The organism is Treponema bryantii (assembly GCF_036492245.1).
Taxonomy (GTDB): Bacteria; Spirochaetota; Spirochaetia; order Treponematales; family Treponemataceae; genus Treponema_D; species Treponema_D bryantii_C.
Genome location: NZ_AP025286.1, coordinates 923,086 through 944,639, shown reverse-complemented (window position 1 = coordinate 944,639; position 21,554 = coordinate 923,086). Strand labels below are relative to the sequence as shown.

The 21,554-nt window shown below is 40.4% G+C and carries 21 protein-coding genes and 1 riboswitch; of the genes, 12 read left to right on the top strand and 9 right to left on the bottom strand.

What is annotated here, in order from left to right; translation table 11 throughout:
* Positions 1-4: 4 nt before the first annotated feature.
* Positions 5-877, top strand: coding sequence for an acetylglutamate kinase (gene argB, locus AABJ44_RS04440; RefSeq protein WP_074642950.1), 873 nt, complete (start codon positions 5-7; stop codon positions 875-877).
* Between the two features lie 29 nt (positions 878-906).
* On the top strand, positions 907-1,674 hold the full coding sequence (locus tag AABJ44_RS04435) for a GNAT family N-acetyltransferase (RefSeq protein WP_338370712.1): 768 nt from the start codon (positions 907-909) through the stop codon (positions 1,672-1,674).
* A gap of 22 nt (positions 1,675-1,696) precedes the next feature.
* On the opposite strand, the gene AABJ44_RS04430 is transcribed toward AABJ44_RS04435, so the two are convergent.
* From AABJ44_RS04430 to thrH, 4 genes are all read right to left on the bottom strand, one after another.
* On the bottom strand, positions 1,697-2,335 hold the full coding sequence (locus AABJ44_RS04430; protein ID WP_338370711.1) for an ABC transporter ATP-binding protein: 639 nt from the start codon (positions 2,333-2,335) through the stop codon (positions 1,697-1,699).
* Complete coding sequence (locus tag AABJ44_RS04425; protein ID WP_338370710.1) at positions 2,332-3,717, bottom strand: ABC transporter permease; 1,386 nt, start codon at positions 3,715-3,717, stop codon at positions 2,332-2,334. Before AABJ44_RS04425 ends, AABJ44_RS04430 begins: the two co-directional genes overlap by 4 nt.
* The gene (locus AABJ44_RS04420) at positions 3,717-4,694 is read right to left on the bottom strand and encodes a thiamine ABC transporter substrate-binding protein (RefSeq protein ID WP_338370708.1); all 978 of its coding nucleotides are present in this window, start codon (positions 4,692-4,694) and stop codon (positions 3,717-3,719) included. Before AABJ44_RS04420 ends, AABJ44_RS04425 begins: the two co-directional genes overlap by 1 nt.
* Positions 4,681-4,795, bottom strand: a riboswitch (TPP riboswitch). Its footprint overlaps the gene before it by 14 nt.
* 67 nt (positions 4,796-4,862) lie before the next feature.
* Positions 4,863-5,462, bottom strand: a complete 600-nt coding sequence (thrH, locus tag AABJ44_RS04415; RefSeq protein WP_074642962.1) for a bifunctional phosphoserine phosphatase/homoserine phosphotransferase ThrH — start codon at positions 5,460-5,462, stop codon at positions 4,863-4,865.
* 135 nt (positions 5,463-5,597) lie between these two features.
* Here thrH and AABJ44_RS04410 point away from each other — a divergent pair, with 135 nt between their 5' ends.
* Together AABJ44_RS04410 and tsaD are read left to right on the top strand one after the other, a co-directional pair.
* Entirely contained in the window at positions 5,598-6,860 is a 1,263-nt protein-coding gene (locus tag AABJ44_RS04410) for a divergent polysaccharide deacetylase family protein (protein WP_338370706.1), read from the top strand.
* A gap of 9 nt (positions 6,861-6,869) precedes the next feature.
* A complete protein-coding gene (tsaD, locus tag AABJ44_RS04405; RefSeq protein WP_338370705.1) occupies positions 6,870-7,901 on the top strand; it encodes a tRNA (adenosine(37)-N6)-threonylcarbamoyltransferase complex transferase subunit TsaD in 1,032 nt (343 codons plus the stop codon).
* 50 nt (positions 7,902-7,951) lie between these two features.
* Here tsaD and AABJ44_RS04400 read toward each other — a convergent pair whose 3' ends face one another.
* Entirely contained in the window at positions 7,952-9,268 is a 1,317-nt protein-coding gene (locus tag AABJ44_RS04400; RefSeq protein WP_338370703.1) for a nucleotidyltransferase family protein, read from the bottom strand.
* Positions 9,269-9,552: 284 nt separating this feature from the next.
* Here AABJ44_RS04400 and aroF point away from each other — a divergent pair, with 284 nt between their 5' ends.
* The 4 genes from aroF (at position 9,553) to AABJ44_RS04380 (ending at position 14,347) form a co-directional block, all read left to right on the top strand.
* On the top strand, positions 9,553-10,563 hold the full coding sequence (gene aroF / locus AABJ44_RS04395; RefSeq protein WP_338370702.1) for a 3-deoxy-7-phosphoheptulonate synthase: 1,011 nt from the start codon (positions 9,553-9,555) through the stop codon (positions 10,561-10,563).
* Entirely contained in the window at positions 10,560-11,417 is an 858-nt protein-coding gene (locus tag AABJ44_RS04390) for a prephenate dehydrogenase (RefSeq protein ID WP_338370700.1), read from the top strand. The genes aroF and AABJ44_RS04390 overlap by 4 nt, the downstream gene beginning before the upstream one ends.
* Positions 11,418-11,450: 33 nt before the next feature.
* On the top strand, positions 11,451-12,029 hold the full coding sequence (locus tag AABJ44_RS04385; protein WP_338370699.1) for an O-methyltransferase: 579 nt from the start codon (positions 11,451-11,453) through the stop codon (positions 12,027-12,029).
* Positions 12,030-12,112: 83 nt separating this feature from the next.
* Positions 12,113-14,347, top strand: coding sequence for a methyl-accepting chemotaxis protein (locus AABJ44_RS04380; protein ID WP_338370698.1), 2,235 nt, complete (start codon positions 12,113-12,115; stop codon positions 14,345-14,347).
* On the opposite strand, the gene AABJ44_RS04375 is transcribed toward AABJ44_RS04380, so the two are convergent.
* The 3 genes from AABJ44_RS04375 to AABJ44_RS04365 are packed head-to-tail and all read right to left on the bottom strand — an operon-like array spanning position 14,316 to position 16,425.
* Positions 14,316-15,107: a TPM domain-containing protein gene (locus tag AABJ44_RS04375; RefSeq protein ID WP_338370697.1), complete on the bottom strand. Its 792-nt coding sequence runs from the start codon at positions 15,105-15,107 to the stop codon at positions 14,316-14,318. The genes AABJ44_RS04380 and AABJ44_RS04375 overlap by 32 nt on opposite strands.
* Positions 15,101-15,805 (bottom strand): TPM domain-containing protein, encoded by a 705-nt coding sequence (locus AABJ44_RS04370; protein WP_338370696.1) that lies wholly within the window; start codon positions 15,803-15,805, stop codon positions 15,101-15,103. The genes AABJ44_RS04375 and AABJ44_RS04370 overlap by 7 nt, the downstream gene beginning before the upstream one ends.
* 14 nt (positions 15,806-15,819) lie before the next feature.
* A complete protein-coding gene (locus tag AABJ44_RS04365) occupies positions 15,820-16,425 on the bottom strand; it encodes a LemA family protein (RefSeq protein WP_338370695.1) in 606 nt (201 codons plus the stop codon).
* 252 nt (positions 16,426-16,677) lie between these two features.
* On the opposite strand from AABJ44_RS04365, the gene AABJ44_RS04360 reads away from it, so the two are divergent.
* Entirely contained in the window at positions 16,678-17,304 is a 627-nt protein-coding gene (locus tag AABJ44_RS04360) for an adenylate kinase (protein WP_338370694.1), read from the top strand.
* Between the two features lie 118 nt (positions 17,305-17,422).
* Here the strand turns inward: AABJ44_RS04360 and AABJ44_RS04355 are convergent, their stop codons facing one another.
* Positions 17,423-19,321, bottom strand: coding sequence for a methyl-accepting chemotaxis protein (locus AABJ44_RS04355; protein WP_083379803.1), 1,899 nt, complete (start codon positions 19,319-19,321; stop codon positions 17,423-17,425).
* A 124-nt stretch (positions 19,322-19,445) separates the two neighbouring features.
* On the opposite strand from AABJ44_RS04355, the gene AABJ44_RS04350 reads away from it, so the two are divergent.
* The 3 genes from AABJ44_RS04350 to AABJ44_RS04340 all read left to right on the top strand — a co-directional run bounded on the left by AABJ44_RS04350 (position 19,446) and on the right by AABJ44_RS04340 (position 21,552).
* Positions 19,446-20,132 (top strand): metal ABC transporter ATP-binding protein, encoded by a 687-nt coding sequence (locus AABJ44_RS04350; protein ID WP_338370692.1) that lies wholly within the window; start codon positions 19,446-19,448, stop codon positions 20,130-20,132.
* Entirely contained in the window at positions 20,104-20,949 is an 846-nt protein-coding gene (locus AABJ44_RS04345; protein WP_074643000.1) for a metal ABC transporter permease, read from the top strand. Before AABJ44_RS04350 ends, AABJ44_RS04345 begins: the two co-directional genes overlap by 29 nt.
* Positions 20,950-21,153: 204 nt before the next feature.
* Positions 21,154-21,552: a hypothetical protein gene (locus AABJ44_RS04340; protein ID WP_338370691.1), complete on the top strand. Its 399-nt coding sequence runs from the start codon at positions 21,154-21,156 to the stop codon at positions 21,550-21,552.
* The last annotated feature ends 2 nt before the right edge of the window (positions 21,553-21,554 follow it).

The window sequence follows — 21,554 nt, the reverse complement described above, 5'->3', positions numbered from 1 at the left end:
AACGATGGCTAACGAAACAAACAATATTGCAACAGAACAGTGGTCAGAAGTACTTGTTCAGGCACTTCCATATTTTAAGCAGTGGTGCGGCAAGGTTGTCGTAGTAAAATACGGCGGAAATGCCATGCTCAACGAAGAACTCAAGCAGGCTGTAATGGAAGACATCGTTCTTCTTAATACAATCGGAATTAAGGTTGTACTCGTTCACGGCGGCGGACCAGAAATCAACCACATGCTCGAACGCGTTGGTAAGGAAAGCAAATTCGTTGACGGACTCCGCTACACAGACGAAGAGACAATGGAAATTGTTCAGATGGTTCTTACAGGAAAACTGAACAAAGACATCGTTGGTATTCTTTTGCAGAAAGGCGGTAAAGCTGTTGGACTTTCTGGTGTTGATTCGGGTCTTCTTCGCGCTGTAAAAACAGAAAAAGATCTCGGTTTTGTAGGTGAAGTTACAGAAGTAAATCCAGAAATCATCTCTTCACTTCTCGATAAAGGATTTATTCCTGTAGTATCTACAGTTGCTCTTGGAGAAGACGGGGACACAGCACGTTACAACATCAATGCTGATACAGCCGCTGCTAAAATTGCAGTTGCTCTTCACGCTGAAAAGTTCGTACAGCTCACAAACGTTCCTGGTATCCTCCGCAACATTGACGATCCTACAACACTCATAAAGAGAATTGAACGCACTGCAATCGGTTCTCTCAAAGCCACTGGAGTTATTGCCGGTGGTATGATTCCAAAAATCGACTGCTGTGAAACTGCCCTTAAAGGCGGAGTTCCACGCACACATATTATCGACGGTCGCGTTCCACACTCACTTTTGATCGAGATGTTCTCTGACCGTGGTATTGGAACAATGATTTATTAGTCGCAAGTCAATTCTAAAGGAGAGCTTCTATGGGGGATACATACATGAATGAACAGATACAAAAAATCGAAGAAATGTGTCTGAACGGCCATGTTGCCTTAAACACTCTTCTTTACGATGGCTGGATTCTTAAATTTTCTGAAGGATACACTGGCCGTGCAAATTCGGTCAGTGTACTCTACCCTTCTTCTAAATCTTTTGAAGAAAAAGTTTCTTTCTGCGAACAGGCTTACAAAAAGCAGGGACTTCCCTGTCTGTTTAAAATCACTGAAATAGATTCAGAATTAAATGATTTTCTTGCAAAGCGTGGATACGAACCTGTAACTCCAACAGATCTGATGATTTGTGATCTGGCAACAAGTACTGTTACATCTGAAAAAGACTCATCAATTGAATACATTTTTTCATCTGTGCCGGATGAATGGCTGCCCGTCTTTCTTAAAGTTCATGAAATAAATGATTTACATGATCAGGATGTTTTCCGCAGAATGATTTCAAAAGTTCTGGTTGATACAATATATTGCACTCTTATATATGAAGGAAAACCTGCTGCATGCGCTTCTGCTGCAATTGAAAATGGATATATGCTGCTTCAGAATGTTGTTGTTTCACCAGAACTTCGCGGCCATGGACTCGGTAAAAAAGTATGTTCTGCACTTCTTGAAAAATCACAAAAAGAAGGTGCTCATCATTCTTATCTGCAAGTGGTTCAAACTAATGATATTGCAGTAAACCTTTATAAAAAACTTGGTTTTGAAAAACTTTATTCATACTGGTATATGAAAAAGAATCAATAACATATTCTTTTATCAGCCAGTATTATTTGGAAAATCTTACAATCTTATCTGCAATAGCTTCAGCTTCATTAACATCATGAGTTACCATGATTGCTGTAAAGCCGATTTTTTTCTGCCATTCACGGATTTGTGCAGCAAGACGACGACGAAGATCAGCATCAAGAGCAGACAAAGGCTCATCAAGTAGAACAAGTTTTGGCTCTGTAATCAAAGTACGAGCAAGTGCCACACGCTGGCGCTCTCCGCCACTTAAAGTCTGAGGCATACGCTTATCAAAATCAGTAAGTCCAAATTCCGGTAAATATGCAGAAGCCTTTATCAGAGCTTCCTTTTTTTTCATTCCCTGGGAAATCAATCCGTAAGCGACATTATTTACTACATTCATGTGATTAAAAAGAGCACCGCTCTGAAATACCATTCCAACCCCACGCTGACGAGGAGGAAGTTTTTCAATACGCTGACCGTCGAGTTCCACTTCGAGTTTTGTTTCGTATTCCGGGTCGTTTTTTTCAAGCCCACTGATTATATTCAGCACAGTTGATTTTCCACAGCCACTCGGACCGAGCAGACAGGTCATACTACCCTTTTCACATTCAAGAGAAAAATCAACTGTAACTGTTTCCCATGTTTTATGAATATTTTTTACGCTAAAGTAACTCATTTTTTTCCAAGCGAGAAAATCAACATACTAAGGGCGGCAACAATACCACCACAGGCACAAGCCTGGCTGAAACGATATGCACCGGCAAGTTTATAAGTGTACAGTGCAAGAGTATCAAAATTACGGATTGAGAGTACCAGAGGCATAGTAGCATCTCCAAGGCTTATTGCAAAGCAGTAAGCAAAGGCTGATAACAGAACCGGTCGGCATGCTGGCAGATATACTCGCACCACGCTGTCAAACCATCCGCGGGATAAAAGCCTTGCCGCAGCATCCGTCTCATAAGATATCCGGTTAATTCCGTTCTGAATCTGCCGGTAAGCGATTGGCCAATACAGCGCCGTCTGCAGCGCCACAAGTAAAGCCGGAGTTCCGCGATGAAAAATCATCGTGGCGCTCCACGAAATCACGACCGATGAAATCGCCATCGGAAGCACCGGCACCGTCTGCAAAATCACGCTAGCCTGCCGCCTCGTCAATTTCACCGCCACCGAATAAGCAAAGCCTAGCAAAGTACACGCCGCGCCGGTCGCCACCCCGCACTTAACCGAGTTCGCACAAGCTTTCCAGAAGCCCCGGCTCCTAAGTACTTTACCGAGTTCCCCCGCTCCGTTCACAAAAACAGCTCCAAGCGGAAAAATCAAAAAAATCAAAATCAGAAAAACAAGCGGAACAAATATAACCGCCGACCCGCGAATCCGTCTTCTCACAACCGGCACATAATCCACTCCGCTCGACGTCGTCTGACTTCTTCTTGCCACATAACTGTAAGCCAGTACAATTCCAAAAGCCGTTACGGTTTCCAGAAGCGCAAGTTTAGCACCGGCACTTACATCAAGAGTTGTCCTGATTGAATGATAAATTTCAACTTCAAGAGTAGAACGTCCAACCGGAGAAAAAAGCAGGACAATCATAAAACTGAAATAACAGAAAAGAAAAACCGGAATACAGGCCGCGCCGATTGCTCCCGAAAGCTGACGGAGAGTTACGGTACGAAGAATGCGGGTTTCACCGGCGCCTAATAAGCGTGCGGCGTTTTCCTGTTCCCGTGGCAGACGTTCCCAGGCCTCACTTACAATCCCCGTTATAAACGGAACATTGTAAAAACCCTGAGCAATTACAATTCCTGCTGTACTATATAGAAAGGAAAAATGAGTTCCGAAAAAACGGTTTACAGTGCCGTTCATTCCCCAGAAGCTAACATAGCCTAGTGCAACAATAAGGGAAGGAACGCACAGTGAAACCGCAGAAAACGATAGAAGTATCCTGCGGCCGGGAAAACGCCGGCGCGCAGTGAAGTATGCAGCAGGAATACCAGCCGCTGCTGCAATTAAAGTTGAGAGAAGCGCAATTTCTAAGGTGTAGAAATAAATCTTAAACACTATTTCAAAATCTTTGGCATCTCAATTGTATCGTAGCTTGCTGGAAGCACTACGTTTTTATTAGAAGGGAACATCCACTGAGTTCCTGGAATTACATTCTGAGCACTTTCGCTGATAAGGAATTCAATAAACTTCTTAGCTCCACCAGGATTCTTTGCACCCTTTACAAGACCAGCACCTTCAACCTGCATAACATGACCATCAGAGAATGTAAGGGCTTTATACTGATCCCCTTCACCATACTCAATATGATAAGCGGGACTAGTTGTATAACTGATTACAAGAGGTGCCTCGCCATCAGTAAACATTCCATAACCTACACTCCAACCAGGGGCCATAGTCAGAATAGAAGGTTCAAGTCTCTTCATATAATCAGCTGCTTTATCACCGTAAACTTTATTTACCCAGGTTTCAAAACCAAGGCCAGGAGTACTTGTGCGGGCATCCATCAAAATCAGCTTTTTCTTATAAATATCTTTTGTAAGGTCTTCAAGACAGGCAGGAGCTGGAATTCCAGAAAGTGAATTCCAGATGATTGCAAACGGACTGTAATCATAAGGAGTCATAATCCAGTTTCCACCGAGTTCTTCTTCAAGACCATCTGCAAGAACTGATGCATTTGAAGGCTTAAATTTTTCAAATACTCCGCTTTCACCAGCTTTTTCTGTAAGATTATTATCTAGACCAAGAAGAACGTCTGCATAAGGATCATTTTTTTCAATGAGAGCCTTTGAAAGAATCTGAACACCATCACCACAGTCAATGAAAGTTACTTTGATACCAGTTTTTGCTTCGAAAAGACGTGCAATTTCAGGACCACTTCCCCATTCGCCACAGAAAGAATCGTAAGTGTAAACGATAACCTCGTTGAGTCGAGCAGCGTCAACTTTAGATGATTTTTTGCAGCCCATAAGCATGGGGCAAACCAATGTAAAAATGAAGATTGATAAAACGATGAGAGTATGACTTTTTTTCATACCTACCTCCGCCGGTATTATCCGGATCAGGTTCGAAGGGTATAATCTCAGGCGGAAATGAAACGACGTCTCATTATGCTCCGCCACCCCCGGTTATAAACTAAATAAATATTTTAAGTGTGCTTGTCAAGTCGGCAAGCACAGCTTGCCTCTGAGCCGTTTTTTCGATTATAGGCTTTTCTTAATCGCGTCAAGCAGTTCCGAGTATTCTGTAAATGCAGGATACTGTGGATAATCCTTGATGATTTTTTCTGTAGAACGGAAAAGGAAGCCGGCTTTAGAAGCCTCAATCATTCCAAGATCGTTGAAGCTGTCGCCCGAAGCGATTGTTTCAAATCCGATTGACTGAAGAGCCTTTACAGTTGTGAGCTTACTCTTGTCGCAGCGCATCTTGTAGCCTGTAATTTCTCCTGAATCAGAAACAATCAGTTCATTACAGAAAATTGTAGGCTGTCCGAGCTTTTCCATGAGAGGAGCTGCAAACTGGCTGAAAGTATCACTCAAAATGATTGTCTGACAGCATGAACGGAGTTCGTCGAGGAACTTCTTAGCTCCAGGAAGAGGATCAATCTTTTTGATTGTTTCCTGAATCTCCTTAAGACCAAGTCCATGCTCCTTAAGGATTCCGATTCTATATTTCATCAGTTTGTCATAATCCGGCTCATCGCGGGTAGTTCTTCTAAGCTCTGGAATTCCAACAGTATCAGCAAAAGCAATCCAGATTTCCGGTACAAGTACGCCTTCAAGATCAAGACAAGTGATAATCATTTTTTTACCTCAATAAAACATCTGTCATTGTCGGGTTTGACCCGACAATCTTACTAAGAAAATACAGTATTTATTAAAATATATCAAGGAATCCCCCTAACTGACAAAATCTTTCCAAAGTGATACTATCATCTTATGCCTCAGAAAAAAACAGCGCGAAAAACTTCCAGCAAAACAACAAGAAAAACCGGATCAAAACGAACTACCCGCACAACCCGCCGCTCATCAAAAAAGCCTAAGGTATATATTCCGGCTTATAAGGCAATTATTTTCTGCTGTGCTATTATCACAATCTGTATGGGCTTACTGCTCGTTACAACACTTCATGAACCGAACAAAAAGCTTCCAGACAGTATAATAGAAAGATATAAAGAAGAAATTATTGATTCAAAGAATAATAAAGAAACTGAAGCCGAGTCTGCTAAAAAGAAAAAGGATGAAAACAAGCCTAAAACTGAAAACAAAACAAAGGCAGATACTAAGCCAAAAACAGAAAGTCAGCCAAAAACAGAAACAAAAAAGCCAGAGACTCCTAAAAAGCCGCAGTCTTCAAATAAAACAGAGCCTGCAAAAACAGATAAATCAGTAAAAATCGAAACACCTCAGGTAAAAGATAAAACTCCTGAAAAGGATTCACAGAATACTCAGAAAACACAGGACACAACTACAGTCCCTGCGCCTGTAACACCATCATCAAAATACAACTTTCCAAAAGCAAAAAATAATGCTCAGCTGATTTTTGTTTTTGATGACGGAGGACAAAATCTTTCGCACCTTGCACCGTTCTTAAAGCTGCCCTTCCCTATAACAGTTGCGGTTCTTCCTCAATTGGCACATTCAAAAGAGACTGCAGCACAGGTTCGTAAGGCCGGCTTTGAAGTTATGCTTCATCAGCCGATGCAGGCTGTAAATACATCTGTAAATCCGGGACCAGGTGCCATTAAACCTGAAATGAGTGAAAGTGAAATAAAGTCTGTGCTGTTTCAGAACATCACAGAAATCGGCCCGATTTCCGGAATGAATAATCATGAAGGATCTGCCATTACAGCCAATGCAGAAAAAATGGCCACGGTGATGCAGTTCTGCTCTCAGGAAGGTATTTACTTCCTCGATAGCCGCACTAACGTAGAAACCAAGGTGCCGTATGTTGCGGGCGAACTCGGTTATTCATACTACGAACGAAACATCTTCCTTGATAACGAGAAAACAAACGCAAACGCTCTTAAAGAGCTTAAAAAAGGCCTTGACCTTGCAAATAAAAATGGAAGCGTTATAATGATAGGCCATATCTGGAGTGCAGATTTTCTGCCGGCCTTTTTACAGGATGTGTACCCTGAGCTTAAAGCACAAGGATACACTTTCAGTACAGTAAGCAAAAGCCGCGCCAGAAAGAACTAGAGGAACAAAATGAAAGTATTAGGTATAGAAAGCAGCTGCGATGAAACAGCCTGCGCAATCGTAGAAGACGGAAAAACAATTCTCAGCAACGTAGTTGCAACACAGATCCCTTTCCACAAAATCTATAAGGGTGTTGTACCAGAAATTGCAAGCCGTAAACATGCAGAATGGATTCTTCCTGTAGTTCGCCAGGCACTCAAAGAAGCAAACATGACCTTAGATGAGGTTGATGCCATTGCCGCAACAAACCGCCCGGGCCTTATGGGTTCCCTTCTCGTTGGCTTTACTTTTGGAAAAACTCTTGCATGGGCTACAAACAAACCTTTTATCGCAATTAACCATATGCTAGGTCACCTTTATGCAGCACAACTCCAGTCAGATGTTGAATATCCGTTTTTGGGACTTCTCGTAAGCGGCGGCCACTCAATTATCTGTAAAGTAAATGGTTTTGATGATCTTGAAATTTTAGGAACTACTGTTGATGACTCTGTTGGAGAAGCCTTTGATAAGGTTGCTAAGTTCTATGGCCTCGGCTACCCTGGAGGAGTTATAATCGATAACCTTGCTAAAAAAGGAGATCCGAAAGCAGCTCGCTTCCCTGTTCCAAAACTTGATGAAAAAGACCACCGCTACGACGTTTCCTTCAGCGGTTTGAAAACTGCCGTAATTCACCAGTGTGATATGTTCTGGCAGCCAGGCTACGAACACAGCACAGAAAATATGTGCGCCGCCTTCCAGGAAACCGCAATCAAAACTCTGGTTGGAAAACTCCTGAAAGCCGCCGACGATACCGGCCTCAAAACAGTAGTCTGCGGCGGCGGTGTTGCAGCCAATTCCCGCCTCCGCGCCATGCTCGCAGAACGTACAGACATCAACTGCATTTTCCCGCCTCTGAAATTATGTGGCGACAACGGTGCCATGATTGCCGGCGTAGCCTACCACTTCCTCCAGCGCGGCGACCGCAGCGACATGAATACCGTAACATGTGCAAGAATCCCGCAGTTCAAGCGAGGATTGGATCAGGTACGGCATAATAAATAGATTATTGTTGAAAATTAGAAAATAAAGCTAATTTTCAACAATTTACGATTTTATTTATTTAAAATCATATGCCATTTTATTTTGCAATAGAGCATAAAAATTTTTAACAACACTTTTAGCAAATCAGTTATTAAAAAATATAAAACTATAATTTTGTTAATCTTATATTTAGGATGGAGATTATCATAACCATGCTTTATCTCATCCAGAGTTTCGCTAAGCCACTCTTCTTTTTTCTTGCGATTCATTTCGTTTACTTCGCCAAGTAAATTACCTTCACATTCATTCAAATTAATCAAAATCTTTATATAAATACAAAATAAAGCTAACCTGAAAGATTTGTAATTTGTATTTATTTTTCCAGTATCATTAATAAGAATATTAATTAAATTTGTAAACAAGGTATGTTTTACTAAAAAATAATTTGCATAAGCTTTACTTACAGTTGCAAAATCCTTTTTTTGAACATATGCCATTACTATATTTGAACCATTCTGATTAATTTCCTTTGTAAATGAATCAAAATATGCATCTTCAGCTTCTGTAAAATCATCAAATACCATAAATTTTGGTCTATTATTCTTAGGCAATACAAATAAATAAAAATTTCCCTGCTTCTCTTCAATATTGCTCCAATCTTTTCTAATTGAAACTAAGTTCTTACTAAATGTTTTAGCAAGTCTTTTCAAATATTTTGTCTTTACCAGGATCTTATTTATAGTCTGCCGTTCTTCTAGTGTAAGATTTTTACTTTTTGAATAAAGTCTTAAAAACTCATATAATCCGGTTTTTTTATCATCATTTTTTTCTTTTATCTTTGTCTTGTATATAGAATCTGTTATTTCGACTAAAGTTGCCCATGCATGCTGTGTATTATCACGAATTTGAATTTCTATAACCTTATCCTGGCTTTTACAAATTACATGAATTGATTTATATCCATTTTCCTTAGGTGAATTAATATAATCAAATAGATACTCTTTCTGATTGCCATTAGTATCTGTCTTTTGTACTATTTGTAACACTTGAGAATTTCTTAATTCATTAAGAAATTGAAATACTTTTTTTTCATTCTGCAAAATACATCTGCAACCTGCAATATCATTAACTCTCGCTAAATCCATATCAGGCTGACGTTCGATTTTACTTAGAATAGATTCAATTCTTTTTACACGATAAGTAACAATGCCTTCATTATCTATATTTTGCATTATTCGTAACAATTCATTACTTGCATTTTTAAGAGGTTCCTTAAACTCTTTTCTATACTGCTGTAATCCTAACAAGTCTTCTTCAGAAGGAGACTTTTGTTCTTGAATAGCTTTTAAAAGATTTTGACCTATACGGTTTATTTGTCCTTTTGTCATTTTTAAATATCATCCTTATAGTTTTAATAAATTTATTATACATAAGAATACATAGAAAATACAAATCTATTTTTCAAATTATTCTTTTTTCTTATACTTGACAAAGTTTCTACGCAACAGTACAGTAAGAACAAATGAAAAACATCACTTACGCATACTATTATTACTGGTATTCTCACAACGCTTGCAGAGTTCTGGCAAAGTAGATGCTGATGTATATAAATCGGTAATTTCAAGGAACTCTGAAAAAGAGTTCCTTTTTTTTTGCCAAGAGAGGATTTTTTATGATTATTACACTTAAACACGGAACATCTGATCAGCAGATGAATGAGTTCATTGACTCATGGAAGCAGAAGGGCTTTGGAGTTCATGTATCAAAAGGTGAAAACCTTACAATTCTCGGACTCCTCGGTGACACAAGTTCGCTCGACACAGAAATGGTCAGCGCAAATCCTTTTGTTGATACAGTACAGCGCGTTTCTGCCCCTTACAAAATGGCAAGCCGCACTTTCCATCCAGAAAACTCTGTAATCAAAGTTGGAAACACAAGCTTTGGTAACGGTGAGATTCCGGTAATCGCAGGACCTTGTTCAGTTGAAACTGAAGAACAGGTTATCTCAATTGCAAAGGATGTAAAGGCTGCCGGTGCAAAACTTCTCCGTGGTGGTGCTTTCAAACCTCGTACTTCTCCTTACAGCTTCCAGGGACTTGGTGAAAAAGGACTTCAGTTCCTCGTAGCTGCTAAAAAAGAAACAGGACTTCCAATCGTAACAGAGCTTATGGATATCCGCCAGCTCAAATTCTTTGATGACGTAGATGTAATTCAGATTGGAGCACGCAATATGCAGAACTTTGACCTTCTTAAAGAGATGGGAAAAACAGGAAAGCCTATCCTCCTCAAACGCGGTATGGCAGCAACTGTAAAAGAACTTTTGATGTCTGCTGAATACATTATGGCAAGCGGAAATGAACAGGTAATTTTGTGTGAACGCGGAGTTCGCACTTTCGATAACTACACACGTAACTGTCTGGATGTAAGCATTGTTCCTTACCTCCACAAGGTAAGCCACCTTCCAATCATCATCGACCCAAGCCACGCCTGTGGTCAGCGCTGGATGGTTCCAGAACTCGCAAAAGCAGCAGTTGCATGTAACACAGATGGACTTATTATCGAAGTTCACAACAATCCGGAAAAGGCACTTTGTGACGGTGAGCAGTCTCTCCACCCAACAGAGTTTGCACAGCTTATGAAAGTTCTTCCACAGATTGCAGCTATTAACGGACGTAACGTATGATTTTTGCAATTGTAGGACTTGGAATTATGGGCGGATCTATTGCAAAAGCAATCCGCTCTTCTGCTGACACAAACGATAAAATCTACGCGCTTGATAAAAACAACGAGTCGCTGTACGCAGCCCTCACCTCTGGTATTATTGATAAAGCGTTCACTCCTTCGGAAACTAACAAAATGCTTGCCGAAGCCGATATGCTTTTTGTCTGTCTCTACCCTGCTGCAACTCTTGAGTTCTTAAAGCAGCATAAGAATGATTATAAAGACGGCGCAATCATCACTGATATCAGCGGTGTAAAACACGAGCTTTCAGTCAGCATGGAAGAAATCCGTCCTGCAAATGCACATCTTATTTTAGGTCATCCTATGGCCGGTGGTGAAAAGGAAGGCTTTGCAGCCTCTAAAGGCGAATACTTTTTGAATCACAACTACATCCTCATAAAACCAAAAGAAGGTTATGAAGATGAAGCCGCAGTCAAAAAGCTCCGCACCATCATCAAAAAAATGGGCTTTACCCGCATTACCGAAGTTGATGCCGACACTCACGACAACAAGATCGGCTTTACCTCTCAGCTGTGTCACGTTGTTGCGAGTGCCATGGTAGAAAGTGCCGGCGACCCGGAAATCACAAGCTTCGGTGGCGGTTCGTTCGAGGACCTCACCCGCATTGCGATGATTAACGCACCGCTTTGGACAGAGCTCTTCCTCGCTAACCGCGAAAAGCTCGTTGCTCACATAGAAAATTTTGAAGCCCAGCTTAATAATCTTAAAAACCTGATTGAAACCCAGGACGCAAATGGTTTACAATCACTTCTTGCAGATGTACGCTCTAAGCGCATTCAGATGCAGAAGAACTAGATCCTGAATCGAGTTCAGGATGACAGAGGATTTATGGACGATTTACTTTCTATAAAAGCATACGCAAGCCGAGAGGCAGTTCCTATCATGCAGGATGAAGGTTGTGATTTTATCTGTGAATATATAAAGGAACACAACTGTAAAAACATTCTGGAAATCGGTACTGCCATCGGCTATTCTTCAATCCGCTTTGCAAAACTTGCGGATGATATTCATGTTACTACTATAGAACTCGATATAGACCGCCATATCAAAGCCGTAGAAAACTTTAAAGCCTGCGGCCTTGAAAACCGCATCACAGCCATTCACGACGATGCACTCACCTGCCCGCTTGAAGGCAAATTCGACCTCATTTTCATCGATGCTGCAAAAGCCCAGTACATTAAGTTTTTTGAAAAGTACAAGGCAAACCTTGCTCCAGACGGAGTTATGATAAGCGATAATCTTTCATTCCACGGCATGGTAGATGACCTCTCCCTCACACATAACTACAGCACAAAAAAACTCGTAAAAAAGATTCAGAAGTACGCAGTATTCCTGCGTACAAACGAAGAATTCGAAACAACATTTTACGAAATCGGTGACAGAATCGCAGTAAGCAAAAGAAAATAGCAGCTTTTTTTTCCTTAAAATTTTTCTATGTTATCTCACTTTCCATGTTATAATAATTATACATTTTAACTGGGGGAGACAAGATGAGAAATTTTACAAGAGCTTTATTTTCACTTTTTATTATTTTAATCATTTTTACATCCTGCTCATTTAAAAACAAACATAGCGAACCAATATATGATAACTGGAAAATCAAATTCAGTGATAATCAGAGTTTTGCAGCTCCATCTTTTAACGACAATTCCTGGGACACCATAAACACAGGTAAAATCATATCCGTTCAGAATAACAATCATTATTTCTGGCTTCGAAAATCAGTAAATGTTCCAGGCAGTCTTAAAGATACTAATATATGGCTTGGCTTCCAGAAGACAAACTGTGCCATTCAGGTATATGCAGATGGAGTTTATGTCGGTTCACGAGGAAATTTCCCTCCCAATCTTAGTATTAAAATCGAACAAAATACAGATATTTTAATTCCTTCAAATTGTATTAAAAATGGAACTATAGATATTGCCTTAAGGGTCTATGCTCCTGGCTCAACTGCAAAAGACATCTGTCCTTCTCTCGATAATGATACACAAGGCTATTTCATGAATAAAATCAAAAATATTTTTAATCAGAAAATATTTTTATGTATTGGCGTTTTGTGTGCATTCATTCTGTTCTATGCCTTACTGCAATACTGTATGGATAGAACAAATACAGCCTTCTTATATTTTGTCGGCTGCTTATTCTTTATCATCCTTTATTTTTATGATATGGGATCTGAGAACACTCTCATCAATTACAACATACAGCGTTCATTTACAAGAGCCTGTTTACCTGCAAGTATGATGTTTTTGATGCTTTTCTTACATAAATTTTACAACAGAAAAAGATCAAAACTCGCCTTTGCCATAGCAATTTCTGTTACCGTAATTTTCTTTGCAGCCTTTTTAATAAGTACAGGAAATGATGTTGCAGTTGATAATTTATTCTTGATTGCAATGCTTCCAACAGTCGGTGTAATTGTCTATGGTTTTATAGTTACTGTTCAGGGAATTAAAGGTAAACAGTATGATTCTATTCCGGTCTTTATCGGATTCTTTGCAGGTTCCTGCTGTGCAATTCATGATATTGTCTGTCAGGTAACAGGCGTAGTACCTTTTATGTGGACACAGGGCTTTGCATTCTTCTGCGTTGATCTTTCTGTATTCATCACACTTGCCATAAGGGAATCAAACATAAAGAAAGAAGTTCAGAGACTTGCCAAAGAAACACAAAGTCAGAAAGACAAACTTTCCAGCGTTATTGAAAAAGCACAGATAATGGCAGAGGATTCAAATGTCGTTGCACAAAGACTTAATGAATCTGTAGACGCTATGATTAACTCTTCTTCTCAAACTCAAAACAAAGTTACTGATATCAATAATGCAATTAACGAACAGAACCGCATCCGCGAAGAAACGGCCGTAGCCATTGATAATCTTACTAACTTCTTAAAGGACATTTCTGTTGAATTTGAAAACGAGACAATTATGATCCAGCATACAACTAAGGGTACTCAGGATATTATCAACGGTATCACAACTGTTGGTGAAGGTATTTCAACTGCGGCTCAATTTACATCATCACTTTCCCAGCTTACACAAACTGGAAGTGAAGATATGAAAAAACTTATGGCCGTAATGAAAGATATCCAGAGTTCTTCAACTGAAATTCTGGGTGTTGCAAGTACGCTTAGTACCTTTGCTCATAAGATTGACTTACTTTCGATGAATGCAAGTATCGAAGCTGCACACTCCGGAGAAGCAGGAAAAGGATTTGCTGTAATTGCTCATGAAATTAAAGAGCTTGCAGCTCAGACTTCTCAGTGGTCAAATAAAATTGCCGAAATTATTACTTCTATAATCAGTTCTATTGATAGTAGTGCGGAACTAACATCTAAAGTAAATCAGGCACTTACAGAAATTGATGATGGTTCTGTAAAGAGTGCTGAACGTGTAAATGCAGCCTGGGAAGGAATGAAATCTCAGCAGAGTGCCGGAAATGAAATAGCAAAAGATGCTTCGAGTCTTGCAACGAGCGCTGCCCACATGAAAACAGAAATTGCAAGTCAGGATAAGTTTGCTACAAGTGTAATGAATAACATGCAGGATTTGTGTCAGGCATCACAGGCTGTAAATGATGCCAGTAGTGAAATTTCTGCCTTTACAGAAACCTTAAGTAAGGAAGCTCAGAACCTTGCTGCGCTTGCAGAAAACACAGCAAAGGTTGCTCATGAGCTTATGGAAATCATGAAAACTACCAGTGAGCCGATGCACCACCGCCACTAAAGTGACCGCCGCCTCCAGAGAAGCCTCCAAAGCCACCGGATGAATGAGAATGTCCGCTGCCAGAGCCTCTCATCATACTGCGGAGAGCTGCATCTGCTGCAATCCAGGCAATTGTATTTCCATTATGATAGTAGCGTCCGCGTCTTCTTCCTCTTCTTGTACCCGCAGAAATTGCACTCATGAAAAGGAATAACCAGATTACACAGATAAATGCAGGTATTAAATCTGATGAAGAGCCTGAACTTTCACCTTCACGAACAGAACGGCTTACAGCACTTTCATCACCGCTTACAATTCCACCCATATTCATAACGCCTTTTTTGATACCGGCAGAATAGTTTCCGTTCTTAAACTCAGGAACGATTACGTTTCGAAGAATCAGACCGCATTTTGCATCAGTCAAAGAACCTTCAAGTCCATCACCTACTTCAATGCGCAAATCATGTTCAGCATAAGCAACAAGCAGGAGAGCACCGTTGTCTTTTTCTTTATCGCCAAGCTGCCATTTATCGGCAACCTTAATTCCAAACGAAGCAATATCTTCACCGTCAAGAGAAGGCATTGTCAGAACTGCAATCTGAATGCCAGTACTCTGTTCAATACCGGCAAGGTATTCTTCAATCTCACGCTCATCACTATCACGGATAATTTTTGCATAATCGTTTACACGGCCCTTAAGAGCTGGAACAGAAACTGCAAAAAGCGGAGTAAAAATCAAAATGGCTGTAAGGCCAAGGCTCATCAAAAATCTCTTTACCATTCTGCGTCCTCCAGAATTACAAGGCCATCAGGAAGTTCATTTGGATTTTCCTCACGAGGCGGGAAGTTCTCGGCAAGAAGCTGACCACATTTTTCAATTGCAGTAACAAAAGCCTTTGATGCTTCACCTTTGCGAAGATTTTCAGCCAGTTCATCAGCAATCAGATTCCATAAATCCTGAGAAATATGTTTAGAAATTCCCGAATCCGCAACAATACGAACCTGACGTTCCATATAAGAAACGAAAATCAGAATACCAGAATGCTCTGCTGTATCATAAACTCCAGACTCTGTAAAATAACGGAAGGCTCGGTTTGTAACACAGGTCTTTCGTACAGAGCGTGGAATTATAAGTCGGTCAATTACCGGAATATTTGCAATATAAAAAGCAATCAGAACTGCAGCAAGACAGCTTACGATAAAGAATACCGGAAGAATCCAGCTTGGTTCGTTCTGCCAGTAAAGTCTGCGGTAAAGCTCAAGAATCTTCTGTGAAAAAGGAATCATACACAGAAGAACCAGCATGCCGACACAGTCTGCCGCAAGCAGTTCCCAGAAACAGTAACGTGCGCTTTCAGGAGTTACTGCAACAGCAATTTCGCCGGTAGTCTTGGTTTCAGCATCGGCTACTGCTTTTTTTATTGCAGCAAAATCTTCATCCTTAAGCTTAAGTTTTTTTATAAGTGTTTTATATTTCATAAGACGTCCAATTATTAGAATTCAACCTTAGGAGCACTCTGTGCTTCTGCACTTGCTGTGAAATAAGGGCGTTTATCAAACCCGCTCATATTTGCAATAATATTTGCAGGGAACTGACGAACCTTTTTGTTGTAGACCTTTGCTGTATCATTAAAGCGGTTACGTGCCACTGTAATACGGTTTTCTGTTCCTTCAAGCTGATCCTGCAAAGCAAGGAAGTTCTGATCTGCCTTAAGAGCAGGATACTGTTCTGTTACCATCAAAAGTCTCTGCAGGCTTGCACCAAGATTATCCTGAATCTGCTGATAGCGAGCAAAAGCTTCCGGATCATTAAGGATTTCATCACTTATATTAATCTGACCACCGGCCTTAGAACGTGCCTCAGAAACCTGAGTAAATACATCACTTTCATGTTTAGCATAGCCCTTCACTGTAGAAACAAGGTTTGGAATCAGATCCAGACGGCGCTGATACTGGTTCTGAACTTCAGCCCAGCTTGCCGAAACCTCTTCATCCATTGAAACAAGTGAATTGTAAGTATTCTTATAGAAAGAAAAAACTCCAAGTACACAAACAAGCACAATAATCAAAGCAATAAGCCCTTTCGAAATCTTTTTCATTAAAATCCTCCAATGTATGTCATCCTGAACTTATTTCAGGATTGGTGTCTTAGTTTAAATTTATAAACGAATGGTGATATAGTCAACAAAATTTTATCCCTCACAGAGCACACGAAGGACACAGAGCTATATATATATATTTCCTCCGTGACCGCTGTCTTCTCTGTGAGAAATTCTTTTTTTTCCCTTGCCCGAATTCGACTTTCATAATAAAATATAAAAATCAGATTTTTTAATACAAAGAGGTTAATAATGAACAATTTCGTATTTTTGGGACCACCGGGAGCTGGAAAAGGATCTCTCGCAGTTAAGGTAGCAGAAGACTACAAAATCCCACACATTTCTACAGGTGATATTTTCCGTGCCAATATTAAGGCTCAGACTCCTCTTGGAGTAAAAGTAAAGGCAATTATTGATTCAGGTTCTCTCGTAAGCGATGAACTCACATTTGAACTTGTAAAAGACCGCCTTGCACAGGATGACTGCAAGAACGGATACATTCTTGACGGATTCCCTCGTACAATTCCTCAGGCAGAAATGCTTGATGGTCTTGTTGCTGACCTCAAAGTAGTAAACTTCCAGATTTCAGATGATATCGTAATCGGCCGTCTTTCTACTCGCCGTGTATGTAAAGCTTGTGGAGCTAACTACAATATCAAAACTCTTCCACCAAAAGTAGAAGGCATTTGCGACAAGTGTGGTGGCGAACTCTATCAGCGCGATGACGACAAGCAGGAATCTATCCTTCACCGTATGGATGTTTACCGCGAACAGACAGAACCACTCATCAACTACTACAAGAACAAGGGCAAGATTACTGATCTTGATGCATCAATTGAGACAGACATTTTGCTTGGTGAGTTTAAAAGGCTATTCTAGCAGAACCGTTAAAAAACGAGCTGCGACAGCGGGTCGTTTTAGGTTCTACCACTAAATGCCTCAGAGGCGAGACTATGCGAGCCGACTCATTAGTATGAGCCGGCTCTTTTTTTTAGGCTTAAACTATAAACTGTTCCACATGATTATGAATCTTTTCAACAGATTCTTTATTGCCGGTTGCTGAAGTATCAACCTTTTCAACCGTATCCTTCATATTTGCTGTAGCTTCAAGACTTTCCTGAACGGCAGCCATAGTAGACTTAGAGGCCGCAACAACCGCATCCATAGATTCACGGAGCTTAAGGGCACCTTCAGTTTCTTCCTCAGCCAAATCACGAATAGCATGAATAGCCTCTACAAGATCATCCGCAGCCTTCTTTGTTTCTGCAGCTCCTTCATTCTGAGCAAGCATTGCATCATAAATATTTTTAACAAGAGTTGCATTTTCAACTACATTGTCACGAATTCCCTGGAATGCAACACCGGCAGAAGTAATTGCTTCTACACCGGCAGTTGTCTTTTCCATCATCTCTTTAATCTTGCTCTGAATATCACGGGCACTAGAAGATGAAGAAGAAGCCAGAGAGCGAACTTCGTCAGCAACGACCGCAAATCCGGCACCAAACTCACCTGCATGAGCCGCCTCAATTGCAGCATTCATAGAAAGAAGGTTTGTCTGAGCGGCAATACCCTGAATAACCTTCAAAAGTTTACGAACCTCTTCAGATACAGTCTGAATCTCTTTCATAGTAGTTACCGCATGTTCAACAGCAGTATTTCCTACATCACTGCGTTCAGAAAGTCCCTGAGATACTTCCTGTGCCTGTTTTGCAGTATCAGCTACACTTGAGATACTATCCGTCATTCTTGAAATTGCAGAAGAAATACTTTGAACAGCTTCAGTCTGCTGAGTTACATGCAGCTTAACTGTTTCAATACTGTCTGCAAGCATAACAATATTATCGCCGGTAATTTCAACAAGTTCATCCTGCTTCTTACTGTTTTCATCAATATGCTGAAGCGAATGATTCATAACACCAATAGCACCAGTTGCATATCTTGCAGATTTTGAAATGATTCCTGCAGATTCTGTAACAGCATTTGTTTCGGCCTTAAAGTCTTTAATCATAGAAGAAAGTTTTGCCATCAATGTATTTACAGAAGAGATAAGAAGACCAAAGTCATCCATCATATTAATATTGATTCGGCAGGTTAAATCACCGTTATTTGTAATTTCATCCAGAAGATGTGATGTAAGTTTAATTCGTTTAGAAAGACCTCTCAAAACTGTAAGGAAAGGAACAGCCGCAAGTACAGCAGAAAGTGAAATACAGATTGCACCCTTCTTAAAGAAAGCAGTAAGCAGATCTCCCTGGAAAGTTCCGTTATGAGAAGCAAGAAGAATTCCATACGGAACTGTAAGCATGTTTATTCCAAGAAAGTACAGGGAAATAAAGAATACAAGACCAATGGATATAGAGATTTTTGAAGAACGGCTTTTAAAATCTACAATAGAACCAATTTCAAGCATTTCCCGCTTTTTAATAAGAAGATAATCTACCAGTTTAATTGAAGTAATGGCAGATATACCACCAAAAGCCATAGCCTGTGCAATTACAAGGAACACGCGGGAAAAGTAGTAAACATTACTTCCGTTTGCAATTCCAATGTAAACAATAATAATCTGACCAATAAAGAAACCAATTACGTTTGCAATGATAATAAGAAGAATTATACCTCTGTAGCTTTTGAGACAAAGTCCGATTTCTTCCTGTGTTGCCTTACGGCCTTCTTCCTTGATTTTTTTGATTATCTGATCAAAAGGTTTTGCTATAAAATATCCGATTGCTACGGCTACAAAAAGCAGAAGAGATGCAACCATAATGTTAGGCAGAGTACCACTCCACATAACTTCAATTTCATCGTAAATAAACTCTAGAGCAAACCATCTCAACATCAGTACACTTGCATAAGTGACTGCAAATAAAACTATAACAAATGTCGCAAATACTGTCATAACTTATAATTATAAGGTATAAATGGCAAATTGTAACGAAAAAAATACACCATTGTATAAATGTAAAAAATATGTCATAGTCATCATACTTTCAATTTAAGAATGATTATCAAATTGGAGTACCATGGCACAACTAATTTGCAAAGACCTTACCCTCGGGTATGGCAACAAAACAGTTATTGAAAACCTCTCTTTTGAAGTAAACAAAGGTGAATACCTTTGCATTGTAGGAGATAATGGTTCTGGAAAAACCACACTGATGAAAACCATTCTCCACCTGCTTAAACCGCAGTCCGGTTCAATCACAACAGGAGACGGCCTCCTTGCAGATGAAATCAGTTACCTTCCGCAGCAGACAGAAGTCCAGAGAGACTTTCCTGCCAGTGTCCGCGAAATCGTACTTTCCGGCTGTCAGTCACGCTGCGGTAAACGCCCTTTCTATAATAAAGCAGAAAAACAGCTTGCCGTTGCAGCAATGGAAAAACTTGGTATAACTCATCTTGCTAAAAAATGCTACCGGGAACTTTCTGGTGGACAGCAGCAGAGAACCCTTCTCGCCCGTGCTCTTTGTGCCGCACAGAAAATGCTTCTTCTCGATGAACCTGTAACAGGCCTTGATCCTGCAGCTACAGAAGAAATGTATACCTTAATAGAACAACTCAATAAAACCGGAATCACAATCATAATGATTTCTCATGATATTGAAGCAGCCCTAAAACACGCAACACACGTACTGCACATAGGAAGTGGTGGCGCAACATTCTTTGGAGACGTAAAAGAATATGATAGACACATTAATTCAATACTTTAGTTTTGCCTTTGTCCGCTATGCTTTTATTGTTGGCGTGTTGATTTCACTCTGTTCTTCACTGCTTGGAGTTACCCTTGTTCTCAAACGCTTTTCATTTATTGGAGACGGACTTTCACATGTAGCCTTTGGCGGAATCTGTATTGCAACAGTTCTTGGAACCTTCATCAGCATTCCTAATGACATGTACATAGTTCTGCCGGTAACCATCATAAGTGCAATTTTATTACTTCGTTCAGGCCAGAACAAAAAGATTCAGGGAGATGCAGCAGTTGCAATGATTTCTGTAGCTTCCCTTGCAATCGGTTATCTTTTAATGAATATTTTTTCTACTTCATCAAATCTTACTGGAGATGTCTGCAGTACCCTCTTTGGCTCGACTTCAATCCTTACCCTCACCTCCGGCGAAGTATGGCTTTGTGCAGGTCTTTCAATTGCAGTAATCATAGCTTACATAATCTTCTATAATAAGATCTTCTGCGTAACCTTTGATGAAAACTTTGCAACCGCAGTTGGTACACATGCGCAGGCTTATAATCTTGTAATCGCAATCATCATAGCAGTAATCATCGTACTTGCAATGAACCTCGTAGGCTCGCTTTTAATTTCTGCCCTCGTAATCTTCCCAGCCCTTTCTGCAATGCGTGTATTCAAAAGTTTCCGTTCTGTAACTATTTGCTCAGCCATTGTTTCTGTAGTATGTTCTGTGGCAGGTCTTTTGATTTCAATACTCGCCGGCACTCCGGTAGGAAGCACAATCGTAGCAGCAGACCTTACCGCATTTCTCATATTTACAATTGCAGGAGTTTTTATAAAATAGAAAGTGATGATTAAGAATATTTTCAGGGCGTTCCCCCGGCTGCGCCAGGGTCGGGCTTTAGCTCGACAGTCCTCGGCCCTTCTGGCCTGCGGTCTGCTCGCGACAATCCCTAACGCATTCCTCTCATGTAAAGGAAAAGACACAACAAATAACTCAGGTCTTCAGGCCGCTTCCGCCGCAAAGAACACAGAAGCTGTCGCAGACATGAACACCGGCTCACAGCCGTTAGTTTCGCCAGGCTCAAATACCGGCAATTCAAAAGTCGACCTCGATCTTACAAAAATGTCCGCAACAATGATATACACTACAATCTTTGATATGCTTGTAATGCCGGAAGACTATGTAGAAAAAAACATCAAAGTAAAAGGCTGGTTCGAAACCTACACCGATCCGTACACAGGCGAAATATACTACGCTGTAGTTGTCCCTGATGCAACAGCCTGCTGTCAGCAGGGCCTCGAGTTCGTATGGCCCGGCAACCACACCTATCCAGATGATTTCCCTAAACCAGGAGAAGACATCACAATCACAGGACTCTACAAAATCACAGAAACCGATGGCGTAACCTACAACTACCTCGAAGCCACCAGTGTTGATTTTTAATT

Coding starts and splice junctions, on each gene's coding strand:
- AABJ44_RS04435 (WP_338370712.1), top strand. CDS start 907: ATGGGGGATACATACATGAATGAACAGATACAAAAAATCGAAGAAATG.
- AABJ44_RS04390 (WP_338370700.1), top strand. CDS start 10,560: ATGATTTTTGCAATTGTAGGACTTGGAATTATGGGCGGATCTATTGCA.
- AABJ44_RS04375 (WP_338370697.1), bottom strand. CDS start 15,107: ATGGTAAAGAGATTTTTGATGAGCCTTGGCCTTACAGCCATTTTGATT.
- argB (WP_074642950.1), top strand. CDS start 5: ATGGCTAACGAAACAAACAATATTGCAACAGAACAGTGGTCAGAAGTA.
- AABJ44_RS04370 (WP_338370696.1), bottom strand. CDS start 15,805: ATGAAATATAAAACACTTATAAAAAAACTTAAGCTTAAGGATGAAGAT.
- AABJ44_RS04410 (WP_338370706.1), top strand. CDS start 5,598: ATGCCTCAGAAAAAAACAGCGCGAAAAACTTCCAGCAAAACAACAAGA.
- AABJ44_RS04345 (WP_074643000.1), top strand. CDS start 20,104: ATGATAGACACATTAATTCAATACTTTAGTTTTGCCTTTGTCCGCTAT.
- AABJ44_RS04380 (WP_338370698.1), top strand. CDS start 12,113: ATGAGAAATTTTACAAGAGCTTTATTTTCACTTTTTATTATTTTAATC.
- AABJ44_RS04360 (WP_338370694.1), top strand. CDS start 16,678: ATGAACAATTTCGTATTTTTGGGACCACCGGGAGCTGGAAAAGGATCT.
- AABJ44_RS04350 (WP_338370692.1), top strand. CDS start 19,446: ATGGCACAACTAATTTGCAAAGACCTTACCCTCGGGTATGGCAACAAA.
- tsaD (WP_338370705.1), top strand. CDS start 6,870: ATGAAAGTATTAGGTATAGAAAGCAGCTGCGATGAAACAGCCTGCGCA.
- AABJ44_RS04420 (WP_338370708.1), bottom strand. CDS start 4,694: ATGAAAAAAAGTCATACTCTCATCGTTTTATCAATCTTCATTTTTACA.
- AABJ44_RS04400 (WP_338370703.1), bottom strand. CDS start 9,268: ATGACAAAAGGACAAATAAACCGTATAGGTCAAAATCTTTTAAAAGCT.
- AABJ44_RS04430 (WP_338370711.1), bottom strand. CDS start 2,335: ATGAGTTACTTTAGCGTAAAAAATATTCATAAAACATGGGAAACAGTT.
- thrH (WP_074642962.1), bottom strand. CDS start 5,462: ATGATTATCACTTGTCTTGATCTTGAAGGCGTACTTGTACCGGAAATC.
- AABJ44_RS04385 (WP_338370699.1), top strand. CDS start 11,451: ATGGACGATTTACTTTCTATAAAAGCATACGCAAGCCGAGAGGCAGTT.
- AABJ44_RS04355 (WP_083379803.1), bottom strand. CDS start 19,321: ATGACAGTATTTGCGACATTTGTTATAGTTTTATTTGCAGTCACTTAT.
- AABJ44_RS04365 (WP_338370695.1), bottom strand. CDS start 16,425: ATGAAAAAGATTTCGAAAGGGCTTATTGCTTTGATTATTGTGCTTGTT.
- AABJ44_RS04340 (WP_338370691.1), top strand. CDS start 21,154: ATGAACACCGGCTCACAGCCGTTAGTTTCGCCAGGCTCAAATACCGGC.
- aroF (WP_338370702.1), top strand. CDS start 9,553: ATGATTATTACACTTAAACACGGAACATCTGATCAGCAGATGAATGAG.